This window comes from Fundidesulfovibrio agrisoli (assembly GCF_022808715.1).
GTDB lineage: Bacteria > Desulfobacterota > Desulfovibrionia > Desulfovibrionales > Desulfovibrionaceae > Fundidesulfovibrio > Fundidesulfovibrio agrisoli.
The window spans coordinates 1-20,801 of record NZ_JAKZKX010000007.1 but is presented as its reverse complement, the minus strand read 5'-3'; the positions used below and the strand labels follow the sequence as shown (position 1 = coordinate 20,801).

General features: G+C 66.8%; 24 protein-coding genes. 13 read left to right on the top strand and 11 right to left on the bottom strand.

The annotated features are described in order from the left end of the window. The first annotated feature begins 9 nt into the window (after positions 1–9). Together MLE27_RS06955 and MLE27_RS06950 are read left to right on the top strand one after the other, a co-directional pair. Positions 10–999 carry a CobD/CbiB family cobalamin biosynthesis protein gene (locus MLE27_RS06955; RefSeq protein ID WP_243311338.1) on the top strand — a complete coding sequence of 330 codons (990 nt, stop codon included), beginning with the start codon at positions 10–12 and terminating at the stop codon, positions 997–999. A gap of 81 nt (positions 1,000–1,080) precedes the next feature. Beyond that, positions 1,081–1,287 carry a cold-shock protein gene (locus MLE27_RS06950; RefSeq protein WP_243311337.1) on the top strand — a complete coding sequence of 69 codons (207 nt, stop codon included), beginning with the start codon at positions 1,081–1,083 and terminating at the stop codon, positions 1,285–1,287. 445 nt (positions 1,288–1,732) lie between these two features. On the opposite strand, the gene MLE27_RS06945 is transcribed toward MLE27_RS06950, so the two are convergent. Then, positions 1,733–2,677: a hypothetical protein gene (locus tag MLE27_RS06945; RefSeq protein WP_243311336.1), complete on the bottom strand. Its 945-nt coding sequence runs from the start codon at positions 2,675–2,677 to the stop codon at positions 1,733–1,735. A gap of 468 nt (positions 2,678–3,145) precedes the next feature. Between MLE27_RS06945 and MLE27_RS06940 the strand changes: the two genes are divergently transcribed. Further along, complete coding sequence (locus tag MLE27_RS06940) at positions 3,146–3,673, top strand: hypothetical protein (protein ID WP_243311335.1); 528 nt, start codon at positions 3,146–3,148, stop codon at positions 3,671–3,673. Positions 3,674–3,682: 9 nt separating this feature from the next. Further along, entirely contained in the window at positions 3,683–3,868 is a 186-nt protein-coding gene (locus MLE27_RS06935) for a hypothetical protein (protein WP_243311334.1), read from the top strand. A gap of 253 nt (positions 3,869–4,121) precedes the next feature. On the opposite strand, the gene proC is transcribed toward MLE27_RS06935, so the two are convergent. The 8 genes from proC to MLE27_RS06895 all read right to left on the bottom strand — a co-directional run bounded on the left by proC (position 4,122) and on the right by MLE27_RS06895 (position 11,702). After that, positions 4,122–4,925, bottom strand: a complete 804-nt coding sequence (proC, locus tag MLE27_RS06930; RefSeq protein ID WP_243311333.1) for a pyrroline-5-carboxylate reductase — start codon at positions 4,923–4,925, stop codon at positions 4,122–4,124. A 4-nt stretch (positions 4,926–4,929) separates the two neighbouring features. After that, positions 4,930–5,346 (bottom strand): nucleoside-diphosphate kinase, encoded by a 417-nt coding sequence (ndk, locus tag MLE27_RS06925; RefSeq protein WP_243311332.1) that lies wholly within the window; start codon positions 5,344–5,346, stop codon positions 4,930–4,932. An 87-nt stretch (positions 5,347–5,433) separates the two neighbouring features. After that, on the bottom strand, positions 5,434–6,228 hold the full coding sequence (locus tag MLE27_RS06920) for an ABC transporter ATP-binding protein (protein ID WP_243311331.1): 795 nt from the start codon (positions 6,226–6,228) through the stop codon (positions 5,434–5,436). After that, positions 6,228–7,112 carry an ABC transporter permease gene (locus MLE27_RS06915; protein ID WP_243311330.1) on the bottom strand — a complete coding sequence of 295 codons (885 nt, stop codon included), beginning with the start codon at positions 7,110–7,112 and terminating at the stop codon, positions 6,228–6,230. Before MLE27_RS06915 ends, MLE27_RS06920 begins: the two co-directional genes overlap by 1 nt. A 278-nt stretch (positions 7,113–7,390) precedes the next feature. Next, a complete protein-coding gene (locus tag MLE27_RS06910; RefSeq protein ID WP_243311329.1) occupies positions 7,391–8,338 on the bottom strand; it encodes an ABC transporter substrate-binding protein in 948 nt (315 codons plus the stop codon). Between the two features lie 179 nt (positions 8,339–8,517). Next, entirely contained in the window at positions 8,518–9,555 is a 1,038-nt protein-coding gene (locus MLE27_RS06905; protein ID WP_243311328.1) for a divergent polysaccharide deacetylase family protein, read from the bottom strand. A 7-nt stretch (positions 9,556–9,562) separates the two neighbouring features. Further along, a complete protein-coding gene (locus tag MLE27_RS06900; RefSeq protein WP_243311327.1) occupies positions 9,563–10,852 on the bottom strand; it encodes a S41 family peptidase in 1,290 nt (429 codons plus the stop codon). 187 nt (positions 10,853–11,039) lie between these two features. Then, positions 11,040–11,702, bottom strand: a complete 663-nt coding sequence (locus tag MLE27_RS06895; RefSeq protein ID WP_243311326.1) for an endonuclease III domain-containing protein — start codon at positions 11,700–11,702, stop codon at positions 11,040–11,042. Positions 11,703–11,815: 113 nt separating this feature from the next. On the opposite strand from MLE27_RS06895, the gene MLE27_RS06890 reads away from it, so the two are divergent. The 6 genes from MLE27_RS06890 to MLE27_RS06865 all read left to right on the top strand — a co-directional run bounded on the left by MLE27_RS06890 (position 11,816) and on the right by MLE27_RS06865 (position 17,247). After that, positions 11,816–12,103: a hypothetical protein gene (locus tag MLE27_RS06890; protein WP_243311325.1), complete on the top strand. Its 288-nt coding sequence runs from the start codon at positions 11,816–11,818 to the stop codon at positions 12,101–12,103. A gap of 1 nt (position 12,104) precedes the next feature. Then, entirely contained in the window at positions 12,105–12,428 is a 324-nt protein-coding gene (gene cutA, locus MLE27_RS06885) for a divalent-cation tolerance protein CutA (RefSeq protein WP_243311324.1), read from the top strand. Between the two features lie 9 nt (positions 12,429–12,437). Further along, positions 12,438–13,376, top strand: coding sequence for a carbohydrate kinase family protein (locus MLE27_RS06880; protein ID WP_243311323.1), 939 nt, complete (start codon positions 12,438–12,440; stop codon positions 13,374–13,376). A gap of 392 nt (positions 13,377–13,768) precedes the next feature. Next, the gene (locus tag MLE27_RS06875; RefSeq protein WP_243311322.1) at positions 13,769–15,388 is read left to right on the top strand and encodes a diguanylate cyclase; all 1,620 of its coding nucleotides are present in this window, start codon (positions 13,769–13,771) and stop codon (positions 15,386–15,388) included. A 123-nt stretch (positions 15,389–15,511) separates the two neighbouring features. Next, positions 15,512–16,636 carry a phosphotransferase family protein gene (locus MLE27_RS06870; RefSeq protein ID WP_243311321.1) on the top strand — a complete coding sequence of 375 codons (1,125 nt, stop codon included), beginning with the start codon at positions 15,512–15,514 and terminating at the stop codon, positions 16,634–16,636. Next, complete coding sequence (locus tag MLE27_RS06865) at positions 16,633–17,247, top strand: adenylyl-sulfate kinase (protein ID WP_243311320.1); 615 nt, start codon at positions 16,633–16,635, stop codon at positions 17,245–17,247. The genes MLE27_RS06870 and MLE27_RS06865 overlap by 4 nt, the downstream gene beginning before the upstream one ends. 13 nt (positions 17,248–17,260) lie before the next feature. On the opposite strand, the gene MLE27_RS06860 is transcribed toward MLE27_RS06865, so the two are convergent. Next, the gene (locus MLE27_RS06860; protein ID WP_243311319.1) at positions 17,261–17,590 is read right to left on the bottom strand and encodes an addiction module antidote protein; all 330 of its coding nucleotides are present in this window, start codon (positions 17,588–17,590) and stop codon (positions 17,261–17,263) included. Further along, positions 17,587–17,910, bottom strand: coding sequence for a type II toxin-antitoxin system RelE/ParE family toxin (locus MLE27_RS06855; RefSeq protein ID WP_243311318.1), 324 nt, complete (start codon positions 17,908–17,910; stop codon positions 17,587–17,589). The genes MLE27_RS06860 and MLE27_RS06855 overlap by 4 nt, the downstream gene beginning before the upstream one ends. Positions 17,911–18,041: 131 nt before the next feature. Between MLE27_RS06855 and miaB the strand changes: the two genes are divergently transcribed. Genes miaB through MLE27_RS06840 form a run of 3 tightly spaced genes read left to right on the top strand, consistent with a single transcriptional unit; the run spans position 18,042 to position 20,521 of the window. Then, positions 18,042–19,373 (top strand): tRNA (N6-isopentenyl adenosine(37)-C2)-methylthiotransferase MiaB, encoded by a 1,332-nt coding sequence (gene miaB, locus MLE27_RS06850; protein WP_243311317.1) that lies wholly within the window; start codon positions 18,042–18,044, stop codon positions 19,371–19,373. Next, positions 19,370–19,855, top strand: coding sequence for a bifunctional nuclease family protein (locus tag MLE27_RS06845; RefSeq protein WP_243311316.1), 486 nt, complete (start codon positions 19,370–19,372; stop codon positions 19,853–19,855). Before miaB ends, MLE27_RS06845 begins: the two co-directional genes overlap by 4 nt. A gap of 6 nt (positions 19,856–19,861) precedes the next feature. Further along, positions 19,862–20,521: a histidinol phosphate phosphatase domain-containing protein gene (locus tag MLE27_RS06840; RefSeq protein WP_243311315.1), complete on the top strand. Its 660-nt coding sequence runs from the start codon at positions 19,862–19,864 to the stop codon at positions 20,519–20,521. Positions 20,522–20,801: the final 280 nt, after the last annotated feature.

Genomic DNA, 20,801 nt, shown 5'->3' with positions numbered 1-20,801 from the left:
GCCCCGCCCGTGCTTGACGCGGGCGGGGCCGCGCGGGCATACCCCGCATCCATGGACTTCCACACCTTCCTGCCCCTGGCCGCCGTGGCGCTGGACGCCGCCCTGGGCGACCCCCACCGCTGGCCCCACCCCGTGCGCCTCATCGGCGCGGCCCTGAACGCTCTGGAGCGCCCTGTGCGCAACTGCCCCGCCGGGCTGCAACAAATCTACGGCACGGCCACGGCCTTTCTGCTGAGCTACGCGGCCTGCGCCTGCGTCTACTACCTGGGGCGCCTCCCTGTGTTCGGCTGGGCCGTCTCGCTGTACTTCGCCTACGCCGGGCTTGCCCTGGGCCAACTGCTGCGCGAGGCCAGGGCCGCCGCGCGGCTCATCGGGGCCGGACGTGACGACGAGGCCAGGCGCGCCCTGGGCATGCTCGTCAGCCGCGACACCTCCGGCCTGGACCGGGCCGGGCAGTGGCGCACCCTGGCCGAGACCGTGAGCGAAAACTTCTGCGACGCCTTCGTGGCCCCGTTCCTCTACCTGTGCCTCGGGGGCGCGCCGCTGTTGTGGCTCTACAAGACCATCTCCACCATGGACTCCATGTGGGGCTACAAGACGCAACGATTCAAGCATCTCGGCTGGGCCGGGGCACGCGCGGACGACCTGCTGGCCTGGGTGCCCGCGCGGCTTTCCGCCTGGGTGCTCATCTTCTCCGCATCGCTCATGGGGCTGCCCACCGCCGGAGCCCGGGCCAACGTGCGGGCCGACGCCGCCCGCATGGCCAGCCCCAACGCGGGCTGGCCCATGAGCGCGGCGGCCTGGCTGTGCGGGGCGTCCATGGGGGGCAGGGCGGTCTATTTCGGGCAGGAGGTGGAGAAGCCGTTGCTCGGACCCGCGGATTGCGCCTGGGAAGCAGAATCCGTCAAAACGCTCTTGAATTTGATAATCATCTCTTCAATTGCGCTGTGCGTGAGCGCAAGCGCACTGTTACTGGGCTTGGAAGCGGTATTTTCGTGAAACCCTACCGGCTTCGCCGTTGACCTTTTTTTCCGTCCCGATACAACTATGACCATAGAAGTTTTCAAGGAGGGTACGGGAATGGTACTCGAGGGCACGGTAAAATGGTTCAGCGATAAAAAGGGTTATGGATTCATCACCGGCGAAGGGCAGGAGGACATCTTCGTCCACTACTCTTCCATCCAGGGCGACGGCTTCCGCACCCTGCGCGAGGGCGAGAAAGTCCTCTATGAAATGGTCACCGGCGAGCGCGGCATGAAGGCCACCAACGTGATCCGCCCCGCCTGACAAATTTCTCCCACCGGTAAGTTCTAAAGCCCCGCGCCCCCGCGCGGGGCTTTGATTTGCGCCCGGTTGGGGAGCGCCCCGGGAGGGCGCTCCCCGGCGCGGGCCTGTAGGCGGGCGTCCAGGGAAGGGAGAGGGAGCTGGACGCCCGGGCCCGGCCCCGCGTTTCGCAGCGCGGGGAACATCGTCGCGGAGGCGGGCCGCCGCCAGCCTCCTGTAAATTTCCGCCCGTCTCCACCCGCCCCGCCGGTCCGTGGCGGCAGCCTCCGCCTGGAGCGGCGGATGGAGGGGCATGTGCGGCCGTCTGCTGCCCGTGGGGCATCCTGCGCAGGCCGCGCCATCTTGATGCAGCCACACGTTCGCATGTGGCGAAGCCTTCCCGCCAAGCACGATCGAAGCGCGATCAGCCCGGCTTTCCGGCCTTGCGAACGCCCAACTTGGCGGCCAGCTAGGCGGCCGCCGCGGTGGTGGTGCCCGTCGTCGATCCCAATAGGCCCAGGCGTGCGCTCATGGTGCTCTCAAGGTTCTGGAAGAACATCTTGATGGCGTCCAGTTGCGTGCTGTCCGTGGAACCGGCCGTGCTGGTCGAGGTGGTGTCCGTGCTCGCGGACGTGGTGGTGCTGGAATCCGCCGTGCCGCTCTGCGTGGTGCCGCCCTGGCTCGAGCCGTGATGCCCGTGGCGGCCCTTGGGCTTGATGCTGTCCATGCTGCCGCTTGTCGAGGCCTCCGCGAACTTGGAGGACATGTCGCTCAGGAAGGCGCTCTCGCCCGGGTCGCTGACGCTCTTGGCCTGGTCGGCCAACTGCTGGGAGATGGACGCCGCCACCTCCTTGAACTTGGCCGGGTCGCTGGACTGCAGGCTGGCAAGCTGGGCGAAAAGGTCCTTGCCGGACGTGCCGGAGCTCGTCTGGCTGGTGGAGTCGCTCGACGTGCTGCTCGTGCTCCCGAGGCTCTGCGAGATGATGCTGTTCAACTCGTCGAACCCGGCCTGCATGTCTCCTCCCTGGCCGGAACCTGCCGACGCGCCGCCGGGGGGCGGGGGCGGCGGCCCCTGGGGCTTGAGGCTGTCCATGCTGCCGGTTTGGGCCGCCTCCGAGAACTTGGCCGAGAGGTCGCTGTACATGGTGGCTTGGCCGGTGCTGGTGGCCGAGGAGGCCTGCTTGGCCAGGTCGTCCGCGATCTCCTGGGCGACCTCCTTGAACTTGTCCGGGTCGGAGGATTGCAGCGAGAAGAGCTGGCTCATCATCTGGCCCATCTTGGAGAAGCTCGTCTTGTCGGACTCCGAGGTTGTGGAGCTGCTGGTGGTTGTCTGGGAACTCTGGGACTGATCGATGTCCTGGATGCCGTAGATCGAGTAGAGCTGGTTCTGACTACTGATGCTACTGATGCTCATTTTTTTCACCTCCGTTGTAACCTTTCCCGCGATGGGAATTTCGCGGTCTGTTGAACCTGCCGCCCGTGCGAAAGCAACGAAAGTGCCTGTGCGTATCCTCCTAAATATATCAAAAATGTTGAGGTGTTGCGCGTTGAAGGGGAGTGGTCCGGATTTGGGTTCCCATCTGAATGAGGATAAAAGCGATATATTTCAATGCAATACACTCGTTAGTATGCGGAAGGAAAAATTTTCCGCCCAAAAAAATGCAGATTATTGGAAAAATGTCACATCGGAGTGTAACTTTTTCTGATTTCGCAGAACATGGCGTCGTTGCTTGATTTATTTGGACGTAAAATCCAGGTTTGAAATAGGTTACACCTCAGGAATGAAATAAAAAATAAAATTTATCGTCCATTTCAGTTCTAAACTCTTCGGCAATGCATCCGATAACCCTGGAAACATCTTGTTTGCGGAGGTACAACAGTCATGAGCACAATCAGCAGCCTTTCAACCAGCCAGACCTACGCCTCGAGCCTGATTACTGGCACCACCCAGACCTCGGACAGCACCTCGGCGGCTGAGGTTGCGGGCCTCTCCACGGAGGACAAGGCAAAAATTTCCGAGGGCGCGAAGCGGATGAACCAGTTGAGCCAGTTGGCCAGCAGCGACCCCGAGAAATTCAAGGAAGTGGCCCAGAAGATCTCCGACGGGCTTGCGGAAGAGGCCAAGAACTCCACGGACTCGCGCGACTCCAAGATGCTCAGCGAGATGTCGGCCAAGTTCGCGGAAGCGGCCAAGACCGGCAGCATGGACAGCCTGAAGATGGAGAAGCCCAAGGGCGCGCCCATGAGCTCGGGCGGCAACGGAAACGGCAATGCGGCAATGAAGTTCGCCGGGGCCATGCGCACGGACAACCCCATGGCCAAGATGGATTCCATCATCGACAGCGCCCTGAGCGGGGTGGACACCACGAGCTCCACCAGCGACACCACCACCTCCAGCACGGCCGCCTGAGGCAGGGCAATGAGCGCATTGCCCGCCAAGAAGCGTCCGGTGGTGGTGAACGGTTCGTTCGGGACCCGCGTGCGCCCCGATTCGGACGGCCAGGGAAAACGCGACGGCAAGTTGATCCCGTTCGGGGCGGCGGGCCGGACCAAGGCCGCGCCCGGATATTATCAGGTCCGGGGCAACGGGCCGCAGGCCGCCTGAAACGGCGTGCCGGCACGCATCGGAAACCTTTACGAAAACGGCCGCGCAGGCCGGTCGACGACGGCATCGGCTCCACTTCCCGCGCAGGGGAAGGCGTCCGGGGAAGCCTGGGAGGGCGGCGGACGCGGGGAGCCGAGAAGACGGGAACAGCCGGGATATCGCGCGGCGCGCAGCACGACAAATTTCGCGCGCCGTTGCAGACAAAAAAGGCCGGTCCTCATGGACCGGCCCCTTGTTTTCGGTGGTGATGCTTCTAGGAGGCTCCCAGCTCCTGCCCGCGCCGCCTCGCCGCCTCCACGGCGTCGATGATGGCGGCGCGCATGGCCATGCGGTCCATGTGGGCCAGGGCGGCGATGGTGGTGCCCGCGGGGGAGGTGACCATCTCGCGCAGCACGCTCACGTGGGTCGTGCTCTCGTTGGCCAGCTTGAGCGAGCCGCCGATGAGCTCGCTCACGATGCTCGTGGCCATGGGCCTGGGCAGCCCGGCGGCCAGGGCCGCCTCGATGAGGGCCTCCATGAAGTAGTAGACGTAGGCCGGGCCGCTGCCCGCCACGGCGGTGAAGGAGTCGAACAGCTTCTCCTCCAGCACGTGGACGCTGCCCACGGAAGCGAAGATCGCCTGCACGACTTCCTTCTGCTCCGCGGTGAGGTGCGGGTCGTCCAGGCATACGGCGGAAACGCCCGCGCCCACCAGGGCGGGGGTGTTGGGCATCACGCGCACCACGGGGCAGGCGTGCCCGATCCACTCCGAGAGCCGCTCGCGGGTGATCCCGGCGGCGATGGAGATGAGGCACTTGTCCGCGGTGAGCGCGGGATGGACTTGAGCCAGCACCGCCTTCATCTGCTGGGGTTTCACGCACATGAGCACGTACCCCGCCTTTTCCACGGCCCCGTGGATGGTGTCCACGGCGTGGAGGGCGCACTGCGCGCACAGGGCGTTCAGCTTCTCGCGGTCAAGGTCGAAGCCGTTCAGGCTCACCCCGTCCATGCCCGAGAGGCCCTTGATGAGGGCCGCGCCCATGTTGCCGGTGCCGATGAAGGAGATGGCGGCTTTCATGGCGTCAGCCCACCAGCTCGGTGGCGTTGAAGAAGTAGCCGATCTCGAAGGCGGCGGTTTCGGGGGCGTCGGAGCCGTGCACGGAGTTCTCGCCCTTGGAGATGGCGTGCACCTTGCGGATGGTGCCGTCGGCGGCCTGGGCGGGGTCGGTGGCGCCCATGAGCTCGCGGTAGCGCTTGATGGCGTTGTTGCCGGCCAGAACAACGGCCACGATTGGGCCGGAGGCCATGTACTCGGTCAGCTCGCCGAAGAAGGGGCGCTCCTTGTGCACGTGGTAGAAACCCTGGGCCAGGGGCAGGTCCAGCTTGAGCATCTTCATGGCTACGATCTTGAGGTCGGCCTTCTCGATCATGTAGAGGATGCTGCCCACGAGATCGCGGCGGACAGCGTCGGGCTTGATGAGGCAGAGCGTGAGTTCCATGAAGATGCCTTCCTTACGTTGGGGTTGAACCGGAGGCCAGGACGGCGAAAGCCGCCCGGGCGGGAGAACTCCTGTCCTTGAAACGCGCTACACCAGCAACATCTTGTCCGACGAGAATTCCTCTCCTTTGAGGGTGTAGAAGCGCTCCAGAAGGTCCTCCACGCTGAACCGCTCCTTCTGCTCACCTTCGATGTCCAGGAAGACGCTGCCCTGGTGCATCATGATCAGCCGGTTGCCCTGGCGTAGGGCGTGGTTCATGTTGTGGGTGACCATAAGGGTGGTCAGCTTGTGGGTATCGACGATGCGCTGGGTCAGCTCCAGCACCTGGGCCGCGGTCTTGGGGTCCAGGGCGGCGGTGTGCTCGTCCAGCAGCAGGATTTCGGGGCGCACCATGGTGGCCATTATCATGGTCAGGGACTGGCGCTGCCCGCCGGAGAGCAGGCCCACCTTGTCCTTGAGGCGGTCTTCGAGGCCCAGCCCGATCTGTGAGAGCAGCTCCCTGTAGCGGGCGCGGTCCTTGCTTTTGACGCCCAGCGAGAGCCCGCGCGGCTTGCCGCGGCGGTCGGCCAGGGCCATGTTCTCCTCGATGGTCAGGGAGGCGGCGGAGCCCATGAGCGGATCCTGGAAGACGCGGCCGATGAAGCGCGCGCGCTTGTATTCGGGCCAGGCGGTGATGTCCGCGCCGTCGAGGGTGATGCTGCCCTGGTCCGGGAAGAAGCCGCCCGCGATGCAGTTGAGCGTGGTGGACTTGCCCGCGCCGTTGGAGCCGATGACCGCGATGAAGTCGCCCTGGCGGATGTCCAGGTTGACGTCGTTCAAGGCCAGCACCTCGTTGACGCTGCCCTTGTGGAAACGCTTGGTGATGTTCTTGAGGGTAAGCATCAGCGGGCCATCTTCCTTTTGAGCCTGGGCGCGGTGAGCGCGGCCACCACGATGAAGGCGGTGATCAGGTTCAGGTCGCTGGGGGAGAAGGAGAACTCGCCCAGCTTGACCCCAAGCGCCAGGGCGATGGCCAGCCTGTAGGCCACGGAGCCGAGCACCGCCGCGATGATCATCCTGGAGATGCGCCCCTGCCCGAGGAGGGTCTCGCCGATGATGACCGAGGCCAGCCCGGCCACGATGGTGCCCACGCCCATGTTCACGTCCGCCGCGCCCTGGTTCTGGGCCACGAGCGCCCCGCACAGGGCCACCAATGCGTTGGAGAGGCCCACGCCCAGCACGATCATGTTGCCGGTGTTCACGCCCAGGGCGGTTATCATGCGCGGGTTGTCGCCGGTGGCCAGCATGGCCTGGCCCAGCTCCGTGCGGGTGAACCAGATGAGCGCCAGCGCTGCGCTGACCGTGAAGGCCGCGAACAGGCAGGTCCCGGCCATGGAGGAGGGCAGGCCGAAGGCCGTCAGGGAGTCGAGCACCGTGGACTTGCCCAGCAGGGTGAAGTTGGGGCGGCCCATGATGCGGATGTTGATGGAGTACAGCGCGATCATGGTCAGGATGGAGGCCAGCAGGTGCAGGATCTTGAGCCGCGTGTTCAGAAGCCCGGTGACGGCCCCGGCGCAGAACCCGGCCAGGGTGGCGGGCACCAACGAGAGGTAGGGGTCCATGCCGGCGCCGATGCACACGGAGGAGACGGCCGCTCCAAGCGGCAGGGAGCCGTCCACGGTGAGGTCGGGAAAGTCGAGGATGCGGAAGGTGAGGTACACCCCGAGCACCATCAGCCCGTAGACGAGGCCCTGTTCGAGCGCGCCGATGAAAGCGTAAAATGACATGCGTGCATTACCCCGGTGTGGTCGCGATGAGCGCGAAAACCCACTGCCTGTGCCCGGAAAAAGCCGTTTTGTCAAAGGTGGGGGGCAGGGCGGCGGGCGCAAAAAGAAAGGGACGGGGTCGCCCCCGTCCCGCGGATTGATGACATACTTGCTTTCGCTGCCTGTTCAAAAACTCGCAGGCAAGGCGCGAGAAAAAGTCAAGGCCGATGCGTATTTGGCATACGTGAGGGTTTGACTTTTTTGCAGCAACGCAGCCAGCGGGATTTTTGGGCAGGCTGCTACTCGAACTTCTTCACGGCCTTGGCCACCACCGCTTCGGGGATGGTCACGCCCTGGGCCTTGGCGGCCTTCAGGTTCAGGTGGATGTCCAGGTTCTTCAGGCTCTCCACGGGCAGGTCGGCGGGCTTGGCGCCGTCCAGGATCTTCTTGCCCATGGCGGCGGTCTGCTTGCCCATGGCGTAGTAGTCCACGGCCAGGGCCGCGATGGCGCCCTTGCCCACGGACTCGTTGTCGGAGCTGAACAGGGGCAGCTTGTTCTCGTCGCAGACCTTCACCAGGGACTCGAAGGCCGAGACCACGGTGTTGTCCAGCGGGATGTACACGGCGTCGCACTTGCCCACCAGGCTCTTGGCGGCCTGGTACACGCCGCCGGAGTTGGCCACGGTGGCCTCCACGATCTTGACGTTCAGGGGCGCGGCGGCGGCCTTCACGGCGTTGACCTGGCTCACGGAGTTGGCTTCGCCAGCGTTGTAGACGATGCCGATGGTGGCGGTCTTGGGCAGGATGGTCTTGATGAGCTCGATCTGCTTGTCCACGGGGGGCATGTCGGTCATGCCGGTGAGGTTGCCGCCGGGAGCCTGCATGGTCTTGACCAGGCCCGCGCCCACGGGGTCGGACACGGCGGTGAACAGCACGGGGATGTCCTTGATCTTCTGGGCGCAGACCTGCGCGCCCGGGGTGGCGATGGCCAGCACCAGGTTGGGCTTCTCGTCGAGCATCTGCCCGGCGATCTGCACGTTGGTGGCGGAGTTGCCCTGGGCGATGTGCACGTTGAACTTGGCGTCCACGCCCGCCTCTTTCAGGCCGTCCATGAAGCCCTTGCGCGCGTTGTCCAGGGCGGGGTGCTCGACGATCTGGGTGATGGAGATCACCTTGGTCTGGGCCAGGGCGGCGCTTGCCGCGAACAGCATCGCGGCGGCCAGAGAGAGGACGAGGAAGCGTTTCATGCCTGCTCCTTGAGGGGTGGTTGCGGCGGCGCCTGTGCGGCGGGCGCCGTGGATTCGTGACCCTTGCGGGGATGGTTTCGCGCCTCTGCCAGGAGGCATCCCCGACCGGGAGGGTATGGCCGCAAATTGCGAAAAAGTCAAAACCGGGCGGCGAAATGGTGACGGCCCAGGCCCGGAAATCAACCGCCCTTGAGCTGCGCGCCCAGGGTCACGACGGTCACGCCCTTGTCGCGGCGCATGGCCCAACCGGCCAGGGCGGCGATGGTCTCCGGGTGGGGGTGGCCGATGGCCACGGCCCTGCCCTTGGCCTTGGCCTCCCGCTCGGCCTGCTTGAGGGCCAGCATGGCGGCCTGCTGCCCGCGCTCCGCGTCGATGAACACCGCGCGGGAGAGCACGGGCACACCGGCCCGGGCGGCCTCCTTGGCGGCCACGCTTTTGTCCGAGGTGCGCGAATCCAGGAAGAACAGGGCCGGGCGCAGCTTGAGCTCGGCCATCACGGCGTCCATGAGGGCCTGGTCCTCCGTGGCGTGGGAGCCCTGGTGGTTGCTCACGCCGGCTGCGTGGGGCACCTGGGCCAGGTGGGCGGAGAGGATGCCCGCCACCTCGCGCGGGCTCATGCCCGGGCGCAGGGTGCCCGCGGGTGCGGCGTTCTGGGCCCTGGCCTCCATGGGCTGGTGCAGGATGACCTCCTGCTTGGCCTTGGCGGCCATCTCGTCCACGTCGCGGGTGTGGGGCAGGTTGGGCATGATGGAGAAGGTCACCGGGAAGCCAAGGTCCAGGAGCTCCTGGGCCTGCTCCTTGGAGCCGCCCATGTCGTCGATGACGATGGTCAGGAGCGGGCCCGAGGGCGTGGGGAGCTGCGCGGGCTGGGGCTCGGGCTGTCCCTTGGCCTGGCCTTCGGCCTGCGTCGCGGCGGCGGGCTGGGCCGGTGCCTGGGCCGGGGCCTGGCCCTGGTTCTGGGAGGCGGCGGGAGCCTGGGCGGCCTCCTGCGCGGGCTTGCCAGGGGCCTGGGCCGGGGCCTGCACTTGGGCGGTCTGGGGCTTGGCGGGGGGCGTCTTCTGGGCGGGCAGGTAGAAGAAGGCGTAGCCGAAGAACATCACCAGCAGGGCCACGGCCGCGCCCGCGAGAAACACGAGCGCGGCCGGAGCTTTGCCCTGGCCGCGCTTTGATTTCGTGGAGCGCCGCCGGGGTTTTGAACCGGGGCGTTTGGGGGGCATGTTCTACCTATTGGGCCGCCGAGGTCACCGGGGCGTACTTGATGAGCTCCAGGGCCAGCTTGAGCTGGTTGTCCTTGTCCAGGAGCTCCTTGATCTTGACCTTGGGGTCGGAGCCGTCGGACTGCTTCTTGCGGCCCAGGTTGTCCAAGTGGCGGGAGAGGTCGCGCTCGCGCACCTGATGGCCCTGCGCGAAGAGATCCTTTTCCTTGTCGCCGTCCTGCAGGGGCACCTTGAAGTCGGGCTCGATGCCCTCGGCCTGGATGGAGCGGCCGCTGGGGGTGTAGTACAGGGCGGTGGTCAGCTTGATGCCGGAACCGTCGTTCAAGGGGATCACGGTCTGCACCGAGCCCTTGCCGAAGGTCTTGTCGCCCACCAGCAGGGCGCGCTTGTTGTCCTGCAGGGCGCCGGCCACGATCTCGGAGGCCGAGGCCGAACCGGCGTTGATGAGCACCGTCAGGGGGATGTTGGCCTCGACTCCGGCGGCCTTCTTGGCGTCGAAGTCCTTGCGCTGCTCGTCGCGCTTGCCCTTGATGGTCACGATGCGGCCCTTGGAGATGAAGAAGTTGGAGACGCTCACCGCCTGGTCAAGCAGACCGCCGGGGTTGTTACGCATATCCAGGATGATACCCTTCAGCTCCTTGCCGGACTTGGTGTAGTTGCCCACCACGTCGCGCAGCTCGCTGGTGGTGTTCTCGTTGAAGCGGGTGATGCGCACCAGCAGGTAGCCGGGGTCCACCTCGGTGCCCTTGACCGAGATGATGGGGATGGCGTCGCGCACGATGCGGTACTTCTCGGGCTTGTTGCTGCCCTTGTGCACGATGGTGAGGTTCACGGGCTTGCCCTTGGGGCCGCGGATGCGCTGCACAGCGTCCATGAGGGACATGTCCTGCGTGGACTGGCCTTCGATCTCCACGAGGATGTCGCCCGCCTTGAGGCCCGCCTTGTCGGCCGGGGTGTCGTCGATGGGGGAGATGACCGTGATGCGGCCGTTCTCCACGCTGATCTCGATGCCGATGCCCGAGAATTCGCCCGAGGTGCTGACCTGCATCTCCTTGAAGTCCTCCTTGGTGAGGAAGCTGGAGTGCGGGTCGAGCTGCTGGAGCATGCCGACGATGGCGCCGTCGATGAGCTCCTGGCGGGTGACGTTCTTGACGTAGTTGGTTTCCACCAGGTCGAGCACCTGGCTGAAGCGTTTCAGGGGGCCGAACCGGTCCTCCTGTTGAGCGAGGGCCAGACCGGCGGTGAGAAGCAGGGCCACCACGAGAAGGGCGAGCCCGGCCTTGGTGATGCGGGACATAGAATAGCCTCCAGCGGAAAAAAGGCCGTATGCCCGCCGGGCGGCGCCGGGGCCGCACTGGCCCTCCGGCGGTTCGACCGGCTGGGATTCATCGGGTGGGGTTAATAGGTTTCACCCCAAAACGCAATGCCAATCGTTCGGGGAAACCCCGCTCGTGCCATGTGTTCCGGGCGGTTAGCCTCCGTAATCATCCGGGCGGGTTGTCCAGGAACGGCCCCAGGGGGCACTCGCCGCACAGGGGCGCGCGCGTCTTGCAGAAGTGGTGCCCCACGCCCACCAGTTGCGCGTGAAAGTCGTTGTACAGGGCGGTCTCGGGCTCCAGCACGTCCATGAAGAAGTCGCGCATGTCGTCGTACCCGGCGTCCTCGGGCAAGAGCCCATGTCGCGAGAGGATGCGCCGGGTGTAGGCGTCGGCCACGAAGCTGGGCATGCCCAGGGCGTAGCAGAGGATGGAGTCCGCCGTCTCGGGGCCCACCCCGCGCACGCCGAGCAGCTCCTCGCGCACCTGGGGCATGTCGCGCGCGGCCAGGGCCGCAAGGTCGAAGCCGCAGCTCTCGCGCAGGTAGGCCAGCAGGTTCTTCAGGCGCTGGGCCTTGAGCCGGAAGTAGCCCGCCGGGCGGATCAGCTCGGCCAGGCGCTCCAGGGGCAGGGCGTCCAGGGCTTCGGGGTCGAGGCAGCCGTGCTCCTTGAGTGCGTCGATGGCCTTGCGCACGCCGGTCCAGGCGGTGTTCTGGGTCAGCACCGCGCCCACGCAGACCTCGAAGGGCGTCTCGGCGGGCCACCAGCCCCTGTGGCCACGGGCGTCCAGCATGGCCTTGTAATACGCTAGCAGCAGGGTTTCGCGGTCCATGGGCGCATGGTAGCCGCGCCTGGCCTGTGCGCGCAAGCCTTACATGGTTTGCTTTTCAGTGGGCCTGGTGTATCGGGGAAGTCTGTAGAAAACCTTCGCAAGGAGACCCTCAAATGAAACGTCCGTTGATTGCCTCTTGCCTGTGCGCCGCCGCCATGACCGCCTTCCTCGCCGGGGCCGCCCTGGCCCAGGACGCCTCCAAGACCGTGATGGCCGCCTGCACCAAGTGCCACAACGCCCAGCGCGTCTGCACGGCCCTTGGCAAGAAGGACCAGGCCGCCTGGGACGCCACCGTCACCAGGATGATGGGCAAGGGCGCGCAGGTCAGCGAGAAGGACAAGCCCGCCGTGGTCGCTTACCTCGCGGGGCTTAAGCCCGGCAGCAAGCCCGTGTGCGAATAGCGTGGCCGTCAGCTTCGTCTACGTGACAGCCCCCAGCCCCGAGGAGGCCCTGCGCATCGGACGGACCCTGGTGGAGGAGCGGCTCGTGGCCTGCGTCAACATCCTGGACGGCCTGCGCTCCCTGTACTGGTGGGACGGGGCCGTCCAGGACGAGCGCGAGGCCTGTTTCGTGGCCAAGACGCGTTCCGAGCTTGCCGAAGCCGTGGTGGCCCGTGTACGCCAACTCCATACCTACGAAGTGCCTTGCGTGGTGGTGCTGCCGGTGGCGGACGGCAACCCCGACTTCCTGGACTGGGTGGCCGCCGAAACCCGTCCCAACAGCTAAGGAGCCTCGATGCGCATCCTCGTCTCCGGGTCGGTGGCCTACGACCGGATCATGACCTTTCCCGGCAAGTTCGCCGATCATATCCTTCCCGAGAAGATCCATATCCTCAATGTCTGCTTCTTGGTGGACGGGCTCACCGAGAAGTTCGGCGGCACCGCGGGCAACATCGCCTACACCATGAGCCTGCTGGGCGAGAAACCCACCATCATCGCCTCCGCCGGCAAGGACTTCGAGCCCTACGCCGCCTGGCTGGCCCAGCTCGGCCTGAGCATGGAGGGCATCCGCCGCGTGCCCGAGGAGTTCACACCGGGCGCCTACATCACCACCGACCAGTCGGACAACCAGATCACCGGCTTCAACCCTGGGGCCATGAAGGTGCAGTCCGGCTTCAGCGTTGAGGGCTTCGACCCGGCCAAGACCATGGGCATCGTGGCCCCCGGCTGCCTGGCGGACATGAAGCACTACTGCGCCCGCTACAAGGAGCTGGGCATCCCCTTCTTCTTCGACCCAGGCCAGAACATCCCCGCCTTCTCCGGCGAGGACCTGGCCGAGATGCTCACCGGCGCGAGCTTCCTCATCACCAACGACTACGAGCTGCAGATGATCATGAACGCCACCGGCTTGAGCAAGGGGGCCATCCTGCACCGGGTGGACACCCTCATCACCACCCTGGCCGAGAACGGCGTGGCCATCAACGAGAAGGGCGTGGAGTCCACCGTGCCCGCGGCCGCCGTCTCCGCCGTGAAGGATCCCACCGGCGCGGGCGACTCCTTCCGGGCGGGCCTGCTCTGCGGCCTGGCGCGCGGCAAGAGCCTGGCCGTGGCCGCCCGCATGGGCGCCGTGGCCGCCGCCTACTGCGTGGAGCGGCACGGCACCCAGGAGCACAGTTTCACCCCCGAGGAGTTCTGGGCCCGCTATGAGGCCAACTACGGCAAGGCCGGGGAGTAACAGCCTGTTGAAAAATCCTCGCTGGCTGCGTTGCGGCGAAAAAGTCAAACCCTCACGTATGCCAACTACGCTTCGGCCTTGACTTTTTCTTGCGCCTTGCCAGCGAGTTTTTTGAACAGGCTGCGAAATCCAACTTTATCACCGGGCTGCTAGCCGCCCCCCCCGAAGCGCCGCCCTCACGGGCGGCCTCCCAGACGCATCCAAGCCGCCGGGCCAGCGCCCGGCGGCTTCTTTTTTCCCGTCTCGCCGGAGCGGGCAATTATTTCGATCATTCGAATTGAAAAATCCTCTCATTGTGGTATGGGTTGGCGAAGCGTCGGATGGCGGCGTTTACGGCAACCTCCAAAAGTCCGGGCTTCACCGGAACTGCCCACGGGGCGGGATTGCACGAAATGCACGGATTGGACATTTTCAGCACGGACCTCCGCCCCCTCTTCCTGGTCTGGTCGCTCTGCCAGGCGGCCCAGGCCTGCGTGCTGCTCCACGTCTGGAAAATCCACCGCAACTTCCCCCCCGCGCGGGAGTGGGGCGCAGGCGCGCTGATCTCCGCCCTGGGCCTGACCCTGCTCGGCCTGCGCGCCTGGGTGCCCCCATGGTGCTGCGCGCTGCTCGCCAACGGCCTGCTCCTGGCCGGGATGATGGTCTTCAATTTCGGCATCGTGCGCGCAACCGGGGGCAACCCACCCTGGCGCCGGGGCGCGGTTCTCTGCGCCCTGGCCCTGGGGCTCCTGGTCTGGTTCACCCTGGCCCGGGACGACTACGCCGTGCGGGTGGTCGTCCTGAGCGGGGCGGCGGTGGCCTTCGACCTGCTGGTCATCCGGGCCTGCCTCACCAGCCGGGAGGCCACCCTGGCCTCCACCCTGCGCCTGATCGCCGCGATCCACGCCCTGCTTGCGGCCTCGGTCGTCTGGCGCGCGGTGGGCGGCGTGATCGCCGGGGCCGACGCCGTCGCCATGCCCACCCTTTCCCAGGCGCAGTTCGTGGGTGCCTCCATCGTGGCCTGCGTGGTGCTCACCACGCTGCTCGTGCTGCTGACCTCGCAGCTCCTGCAGAAGGAGGTCAACGCCCTGGCCCGCCAGGACCCCCTGACCAAGGCCGCCAACCGCATGGCCCTGGACGAGATGGTGCGCGTGGAGTGGCCGCGCGGGGCGCGCCACCACAATCCCGTCTCCTGCCTGCTGCTGGACGTGGACCACTTCAAGCGCTTCAACGACGAGCACGGCCACCTGGCCGGGGACGCCATGCTGCGCGCCGTCTCCGACGCGGCCCGGGCCCAGCTGCGCACCGAGGACGTCTGGGCGCGCTACGGCGGCGAAGAGTTCGTGGCCCTGCTGCCCCAGACCGACATCCGCCAGGCCTGCGCCATCGCCCAGCGCTTGCGCCAGGCCGTGGCCGAAGCCTCCATCAAGGGAGGCGGCGGCCCCCTGAGCGTCACGGTGAGCATCGGCGCGGCCGAGTGCAACCCGGCCGCGCAGAGCTGGCAGCAGCTGGTGGCCCTGGCCGACCAGGCCCTCTACCTGGCCAAGCGCCGGGGCCGCGACCGCGTGGAGGTGGCCATCGGCGAGGCCCAGGCCCCGCCGGACCTCTTTCCGGACGTGGCCCGCTTCGTGCGCCTGGAGTGGGACAGCGCCCTGGAATGCGGCGACGCCGCCCTGGACGCCCAGCACCGGGAGATATTCGCCACGGCCAACAAGCTGCTCTCAGCCGTGGCCGTGGAATGCCCCGAAGGCGAGTGCAGGGCGCTCATCGGCAAGCTCATGGAGCAGATTCGGCGCCACTTCAGCTATGAGGAGATGGTCCTGCGCGCGGCGGGCTACCCCATGGTGGAGGAGCACGCCCGCTCGCACCGCATGCTCGTGAGCCAGGCCAGCGAACTGGCCGAGCGCTTCGAGCGCAGGCAGCTCTCCTCCGGCCAGTTGTTCACCTTCCTGCTCGACGAGGTGGTCTCCCGGCATATGCTCGCCAGCGACCACGAGTACTTCGGCTACCTGGGCAGGGAAACGCGCCAATAGGTGTTGTTGCGGGCCTCGCTTTGAGCGATACTGGGTTCCCGGCCCTCCGGCCGGGCCATCACCGCCGAGCCATCGCCGCCGGGCGCGCCTTTTGACGACGCCCGGGGCCCGCAGGAGCAGGCCATGAGAACAGGCACCGAGGAAAAGACCCCCCTGCGCGTCAACGCCGAGAAGATCCAGGCCTACCTTCGCGAGGCTTTCGGAGAAAGCGCCCGCCTGAGCTGGCTGGGCGAGATCGGCCAGACCGGCACCCAGGGCATGAAGGAGTTCGGCTACGGCAAGCCGCTGCGCATCGAGTTCTCGGTGGAGGGCAGGGTGAAATCCGCCGTGCTCTCCATCATGCGCGGCGACAAGTACGGCCACCAGTTCTACTGGGACCGCGCCGCCATCCTGATGTTCCAGCACGAAACCTCCGGCCGCCTGCCGCGCCACGCCAGGTCCCTGGGCCTGGGCTACTTCGACTCCGCCGACCGCATGGTGGGCGTGAAGGAGCCCAAGGAGTTCTTCATCCTCACCGAACTGCTCGAAGGCGAGGACTACTACCGCCACCTGGAGCGCATCGGCCGCACCGAGGCCGCGCCCAAGGACGTGGCCCTGGCGACATCCTTCGCGGACTGGCTGGCGGACATCCACTCCGAGCGGGTGGACAACCCGGACCTCTACCTGCGCCGGGTGCGCAACCTGATCGGAGCCTCGGAGTGCATCTTCGGCCTGGTGGACGCCTACCCCCATCCCTACGACCTCTTCCCGCCGGAGCGATTCCAGGCCCTGGAGCGCCGCGTGGTGGACTGGCGCTGGAAACTGCGCGCCTACACCAAGCGCTTGAGCCCGGTGCACGGGGACTTCCACCCCTGGAACGTCCTGGTGGAGGACCAGGGCGAGCGCTACGACTTCCACGTGCTGGACCGCAGCCGGGGCGAGTTCGGCGAGCCCGCCGACGACGTGGCCACCATGAGCCTCAACTTCGTGCTCTTCTCGCTCTACGGACAGACGGATTCCCCCAGGCTCTCCGGCCCGCTGGAGCAACTCTACACCGCCTTCTGGGAGCGCTACCTGGAACGCACCCACGACGAGGAGATTCTGGACGTGATCGCGCCGTTCTATATGTTCCGGGGTTTGGTGATCGCCTCGCCCCAGTGGTACCCGCACCACCCCGAGCCCGTGCGCCGGGGCCTGCTGCGCTTCCTGGAGAACGTTCTGGCGGATGACCGCTTCGACTGGCGCGGCATCAACAAGTACCTGGCATGAGCGCCCTGGCTGCGGAGTCGGACGGCCCGCTCGCGGAGCGGGCCGGGGCGGTGCTGTGGTTCACGGGGCTGCCCGGGTCGGGCAAGTCCACGGTGGCCAAGGCCGTGGCGGATGAATTGACGCGCAGGGGGCTGGCCCCGGTCTGGCTGCAGATGGACGCCCGGCGCAAGCACTACACGCCCCGGCCCCTCTACACCGCCAGGGAGCGCGAGCAGGCCTACCGCATGTTCGCTGAGGAGGCCGCCGCCCTGGCCGGGGAGGGCAGGGTGGTGCTCATGGACGGCACCGCGCCCCTGCGCTCCATGCGGGACCACGCGCGGGGGCTGGTGGAGCGCTTCGCGGAAGTCCACCTGCGCTGCGGCGTGGCCACGGCCATGCGCCGGGAGTCCGCCCGGCCCGAGGGGCTGGTCATGGCCGGGCTCTACGCCAAGGCCGTGAAGCGCAAGGCCACGGGCCAGAAGTTCGAGGGCCTGGGCCAGGTTGTCGGCGTAGACGTGCCCTTCGAGGAAGACCCGCGCGCGGAACTGGTGCTCGACGCCGAGAAACTGAGCGCGGAGCAGATGCGCGACGCGGTGCTGGAGCGCTTCAAGGGCTGGTTCGGGGTCGGCTAGGGCTCCGCAGTGGCTAATGCGCCGGATGGGCTTGCGGCCCGATCTTCTCCACGGTGACCCGCAGCCCCATGGCCTTGGTTACGGCGCGCAGCGTCTTGAGGGTCGGGTTGCCACGGGGGGAGAGCGCCCGGTACAGGCTCTCGCGGTTCACCCCGGCCTTCTCGGCCACTTCGCTCACGCCCAGGGCCTTGGCCACGTGGCGCAACGCCATGAGCAGAGCCTCGGGGTTCTCCTCGTCTTCCAGGGCGGCGCGCAGGTATTCGGCCGCGAAATCCGGGTCGGCGCGCAGGTCTTCGACGATCCCGGCCTCATAAGACACGGACGCCTTGTCGATCTGGCTCATTCCACTCGCTCCTTGAAATCTTTCAGGCAGGCTGTCGCCCGGGCGATGTCGCCGTCCTGCTTGCGCTTGTCGCCCCCGCATAGCAGAAGGATGACGGTCTTCCCGTATTGGGAGTAATAGACGCGGTATCCCGGGCCGACATCGACACGCAACTCCCAGACGCCCTCCCGCAGGGGCTTGCAGTCCCCGAAGTTGCCACCCGCCAGCCGGTTAAGGCGCAGGTGGATGCGGGCGCGCGCTTTAGCGTCGCGGAGGCTGGCGAGCCATGCGCGGACGAGGTCCACGCCCTCCGGGGTGACGTAATCGCGCAGTTCGAACATGCAAGGAATGTAGCTTTTAGGCTACACATTGGCAAGGGCAAGCCTCACTGAGCCTTCCGCTCGGATCCACCTCGACGAGGGCCCCGGCTCCCGCCCTTTACCGCGCCCCTTCCATGCATTAGTATGGCAGGATGAAGTTTCACGTCTTCACGTTCGGCTGCCAGATGAACGCCGCCGATTCCGGCTGGCTGACACGTTCGCTGGAAAACATGGGATGGGAGAAGGCCCCCGCCGACCAGGCCAAGGCCTTCATCGTCAACACCTGCTCCGTGCGCGAAAAGCCCGAGCAGAAACTCTACAGCGAGCTCGGGCGCATCGCCGAGCACCTGGAGCGCGAGCCGGGGCTGTTCTGCGCGGTGGGCGGCTGCGTGGCCCAGCAGGTGGGGGCCAAGCTCTGGAACCGCTTCCCCTTCGTGCGGCTCGTCTTCGGCACGGACGGCGTGGCCCAGGCCCCGCAGGCCATGGCGCGCATCGCCCGGGAGCCAAGGCTGCGCGTCTCGCTGCTCGATTTCTCCGACTCCTACATCGAGCGCGACGCCGCCCTGCCCGGCCCCCTGGATTCGCCCCGGGCCTTCGTGAACATCATGCAGGGCTGCGACAACTTCTGCACCTACTGCATCGTGCCCTACGTGCGCGGCCGCCAGAAGTCGCGCGCCTCGGAGGCCGTGCTGGCCGAGTGCCGCTCCCTGGCCGAGCGCGGCGTCAAGGACGTCACGCTCCTGGGGCAGAACGTGAACAGCTACGGGCGCGACAAAGGCGGCGACGGCACCAGCTTCCCGCAGCTCCTGCGCGCGGTGGCCGCCGTGGACGGCATCGAGCGGGTGCGCTTCACCACCTCGCACCCCAAGGACATCGCGCCCGAGGTGGTGGCCGCTTTCGGGGAGCTTGAGAACATCTGCCCCACGCTGCACCTGCCCGTGCAGTCCGGCTCGGACGACGTGCTCAGGCGCATGGGCCGCAACTACACCGTGGAGAAATACCTGGGCATCGTGGACGCCCTGCGCCGTGCCCGCCCGGACATCTCGCTCACCACGGACTTCATCGTGGGCTTCCCCGGCGAGACCGAGGAGGACTTCAAGGCCACGCTGGAGCTGATACCCCGCGCCGGGTTCGAGGGCTCGTTCTCCTTCATCTACAGCGACCGCCCCGGGGTGGCCGCCGCCAAGATGGAGCCCAAGATCCCCGCCGAGATCAAGTCCTGGCGGCTCGACGAGCTTCAGGCCTTGCAAAATGCCCGGCAGCAGTCCATTTTGCAGGGGCTCGTCTCCTCGGTGGCCCCGGTGCTCGTGGAAGGGCCCGGCAAGCGCAGGGACTCCGACGCCCCGGCCTGGCGCGGCCGCGACGCCCACGGCCGCACCGTGAACTTCCTGGCCCCGGCCAGCCCGGACCTGTTCGGGCGCATCGTCAACGTGCGCGTGACGGAGGCCAAAAAGCATTCCTTATGGGGGGAGATACTGCCATGATCGAAATGAAGGTTTCCGGCCTCGCCCTCGACGAGGAGACGCAGGCCCCCGTGCTCGTGCTCAAGAGCCTCGACGACAAGACCACCCTGCCCATCTGGATCGGGGCCATGGAGGCCATGGCCATCTCGCTGACGCTCAACGACGTCAAGCTGCCCCGGCCCATGACGCACGACCTGCTGCTCTCCTCCATCGAGGCCCTGGGCGGCAAGGTGCTGCGCATCTCCGTCACCGGGCTCACCGACGGCACCTTCTTCGCCATCGTCAGCGTGGACCAGGGCGGCAAGGAAGTGGAGATCGACGCCCGGCCCTCCGACGCCGTGGCCCTGGCCCTGCGCGCCAAGGCCCCCATCCTGGTGGCCCCCGCCGTGGTGGAGGCCCTGGCCGAGAACAAGCCCAAGCCGGGCATCGCCACCGACGGCACCGACGACTGGACCGACATTCTGGAAAGCTACAACCCCGCCGACACCAAATACAAGATGTAGGGCCACATGATCGACCTGCACACCCACACCACCTTCTCCGACGGCGAGCTCATCCCGGCGGAACTGGCCCGCCGCGCCGCCAAGGCCGGATACAAGGGGCTGGCCATCACCGACCACGCGGACCACTCCAACATGTACCTCATCCTGGAGAACCTGCAGCGCTTCGCCCAGGAGGCCGGGCCCTACCTGGACATCAACCTGGCAGTGGGCGTGGAGCTGACCCACGTGCCCCCTGGGCTGATCCCCGGCCTCATCACCGAGGCCCGGCGCGCGGGAGCCATGCTTGTGGTGGTGCACGGCGAGACCATCGTGGAGCCCGTGGCGCGCGGCACCAACCTGGCCGCCATCGAGGGCGGGGCGGACGTGCTGGCCCACCCGGGGCTCATCACCGAGCAGGAGGCCCTGCTGGCAGCCGAGAAGGGCGTGCTCCTGGAGATCACCACCCGCAAGGGCCACAGCCTCACCAACGGCCACGTGGCCATGATGGCCCGCAAGTGCGGGGCCGGGCTGGTGATCGACAACGACGCCCACGCCCCCGGCGATCTCGTCTCCGCCGAGATGCGGAGCATGATCGCCAAAGGCGCGGGCCTCACCAAGGAGGAGCACCTCCAGGCAGAGCGCAACGCCGAGGCGCTGCTCTCCCGGGTGCTGGGGCTGCACGCCTAGCCGAAGGATCGAGCCGGTACGCGAAGCCGGAAGGGAGTGCAGAGGCTCGAAGGCCCTTTGCCCGCCGGAGGCGCTCCCCAGAAAGAAAGCCGAGAGATCAAGATGCCTCCGGCGGCCAAAGGGAGTTCCTCCCTTTGGAATCCCATTTCGCTTCGCAATTTTAGGCGCTGGAACGTTTCACCATCGACAAACTTCCGCCCTGCGACGGGCCGTCTCCCGGTGGGGCCTGCCTGAGCGGCGCGCGTTGATATTCTTCCGATATATCGGCGCGCGCCGCTCA

What these genes read in the sequence shown, in the direction of transcription:
- MLE27_RS06865 (WP_243311320.1), top strand. Translation starts at nt 16,633, where the DNA reads ATGAGCGCCCTGGCTGCGGAGTCGGACGGCCCGCTCGCGGAGCGGGCC.
- miaB (WP_243311317.1), top strand. Translation starts at nt 18,042, where the DNA reads ATGAAGTTTCACGTCTTCACGTTCGGCTGCCAGATGAACGCCGCCGAT.
- MLE27_RS06910 (WP_243311329.1), bottom strand. Translation starts at nt 8,338, where the DNA reads ATGAAACGCTTCCTCGTCCTCTCTCTGGCCGCCGCGATGCTGTTCGCG.
- MLE27_RS06900 (WP_243311327.1), bottom strand. Translation starts at nt 10,852, where the DNA reads ATGTCCCGCATCACCAAGGCCGGGCTCGCCCTTCTCGTGGTGGCCCTG.
- MLE27_RS06915 (WP_243311330.1), bottom strand. Translation starts at nt 7,112, where the DNA reads ATGTCATTTTACGCTTTCATCGGCGCGCTCGAACAGGGCCTCGTCTAC.
- MLE27_RS06905 (WP_243311328.1), bottom strand. Translation starts at nt 9,555, where the DNA reads ATGCCCCCCAAACGCCCCGGTTCAAAACCCCGGCGGCGCTCCACGAAA.
- MLE27_RS06845 (WP_243311316.1), top strand. Translation starts at nt 19,370, where the DNA reads ATGATCGAAATGAAGGTTTCCGGCCTCGCCCTCGACGAGGAGACGCAG.
- MLE27_RS06875 (WP_243311322.1), top strand. Translation starts at nt 13,769, where the DNA reads ATGCACGGATTGGACATTTTCAGCACGGACCTCCGCCCCCTCTTCCTG.
- MLE27_RS06935 (WP_243311334.1), top strand. Translation starts at nt 3,683, where the DNA reads ATGAGCGCATTGCCCGCCAAGAAGCGTCCGGTGGTGGTGAACGGTTCG.
- MLE27_RS06895 (WP_243311326.1), bottom strand. Translation starts at nt 11,702, where the DNA reads ATGGACCGCGAAACCCTGCTGCTAGCGTATTACAAGGCCATGCTGGAC.
- MLE27_RS06855 (WP_243311318.1), bottom strand. Translation starts at nt 17,910, where the DNA reads ATGTTCGAACTGCGCGATTACGTCACCCCGGAGGGCGTGGACCTCGTC.
- MLE27_RS06890 (WP_243311325.1), top strand. Translation starts at nt 11,816, where the DNA reads ATGAAACGTCCGTTGATTGCCTCTTGCCTGTGCGCCGCCGCCATGACC.
- MLE27_RS06840 (WP_243311315.1), top strand. Translation starts at nt 19,862, where the DNA reads ATGATCGACCTGCACACCCACACCACCTTCTCCGACGGCGAGCTCATC.
- MLE27_RS06940 (WP_243311335.1), top strand. Translation starts at nt 3,146, where the DNA reads ATGAGCACAATCAGCAGCCTTTCAACCAGCCAGACCTACGCCTCGAGC.
- MLE27_RS06920 (WP_243311331.1), bottom strand. Translation starts at nt 6,228, where the DNA reads ATGCTTACCCTCAAGAACATCACCAAGCGTTTCCACAAGGGCAGCGTC.
- MLE27_RS06880 (WP_243311323.1), top strand. Translation starts at nt 12,438, where the DNA reads ATGCGCATCCTCGTCTCCGGGTCGGTGGCCTACGACCGGATCATGACC.
- ndk (WP_243311332.1), bottom strand. Translation starts at nt 5,346, where the DNA reads ATGGAACTCACGCTCTGCCTCATCAAGCCCGACGCTGTCCGCCGCGAT.
- MLE27_RS06950 (WP_243311337.1), top strand. Translation starts at nt 1,081, where the DNA reads ATGGTACTCGAGGGCACGGTAAAATGGTTCAGCGATAAAAAGGGTTAT.
- MLE27_RS06945 (WP_243311336.1), bottom strand. Translation starts at nt 2,677, where the DNA reads ATGAGCATCAGTAGCATCAGTAGTCAGAACCAGCTCTACTCGATCTAC.
- MLE27_RS06870 (WP_243311321.1), top strand. Translation starts at nt 15,512, where the DNA reads ATGAGAACAGGCACCGAGGAAAAGACCCCCCTGCGCGTCAACGCCGAG.
- proC (WP_243311333.1), bottom strand. Translation starts at nt 4,925, where the DNA reads ATGAAAGCCGCCATCTCCTTCATCGGCACCGGCAACATGGGCGCGGCC.
- MLE27_RS06860 (WP_243311319.1), bottom strand. Translation starts at nt 17,590, where the DNA reads ATGAGCCAGATCGACAAGGCGTCCGTGTCTTATGAGGCCGGGATCGTC.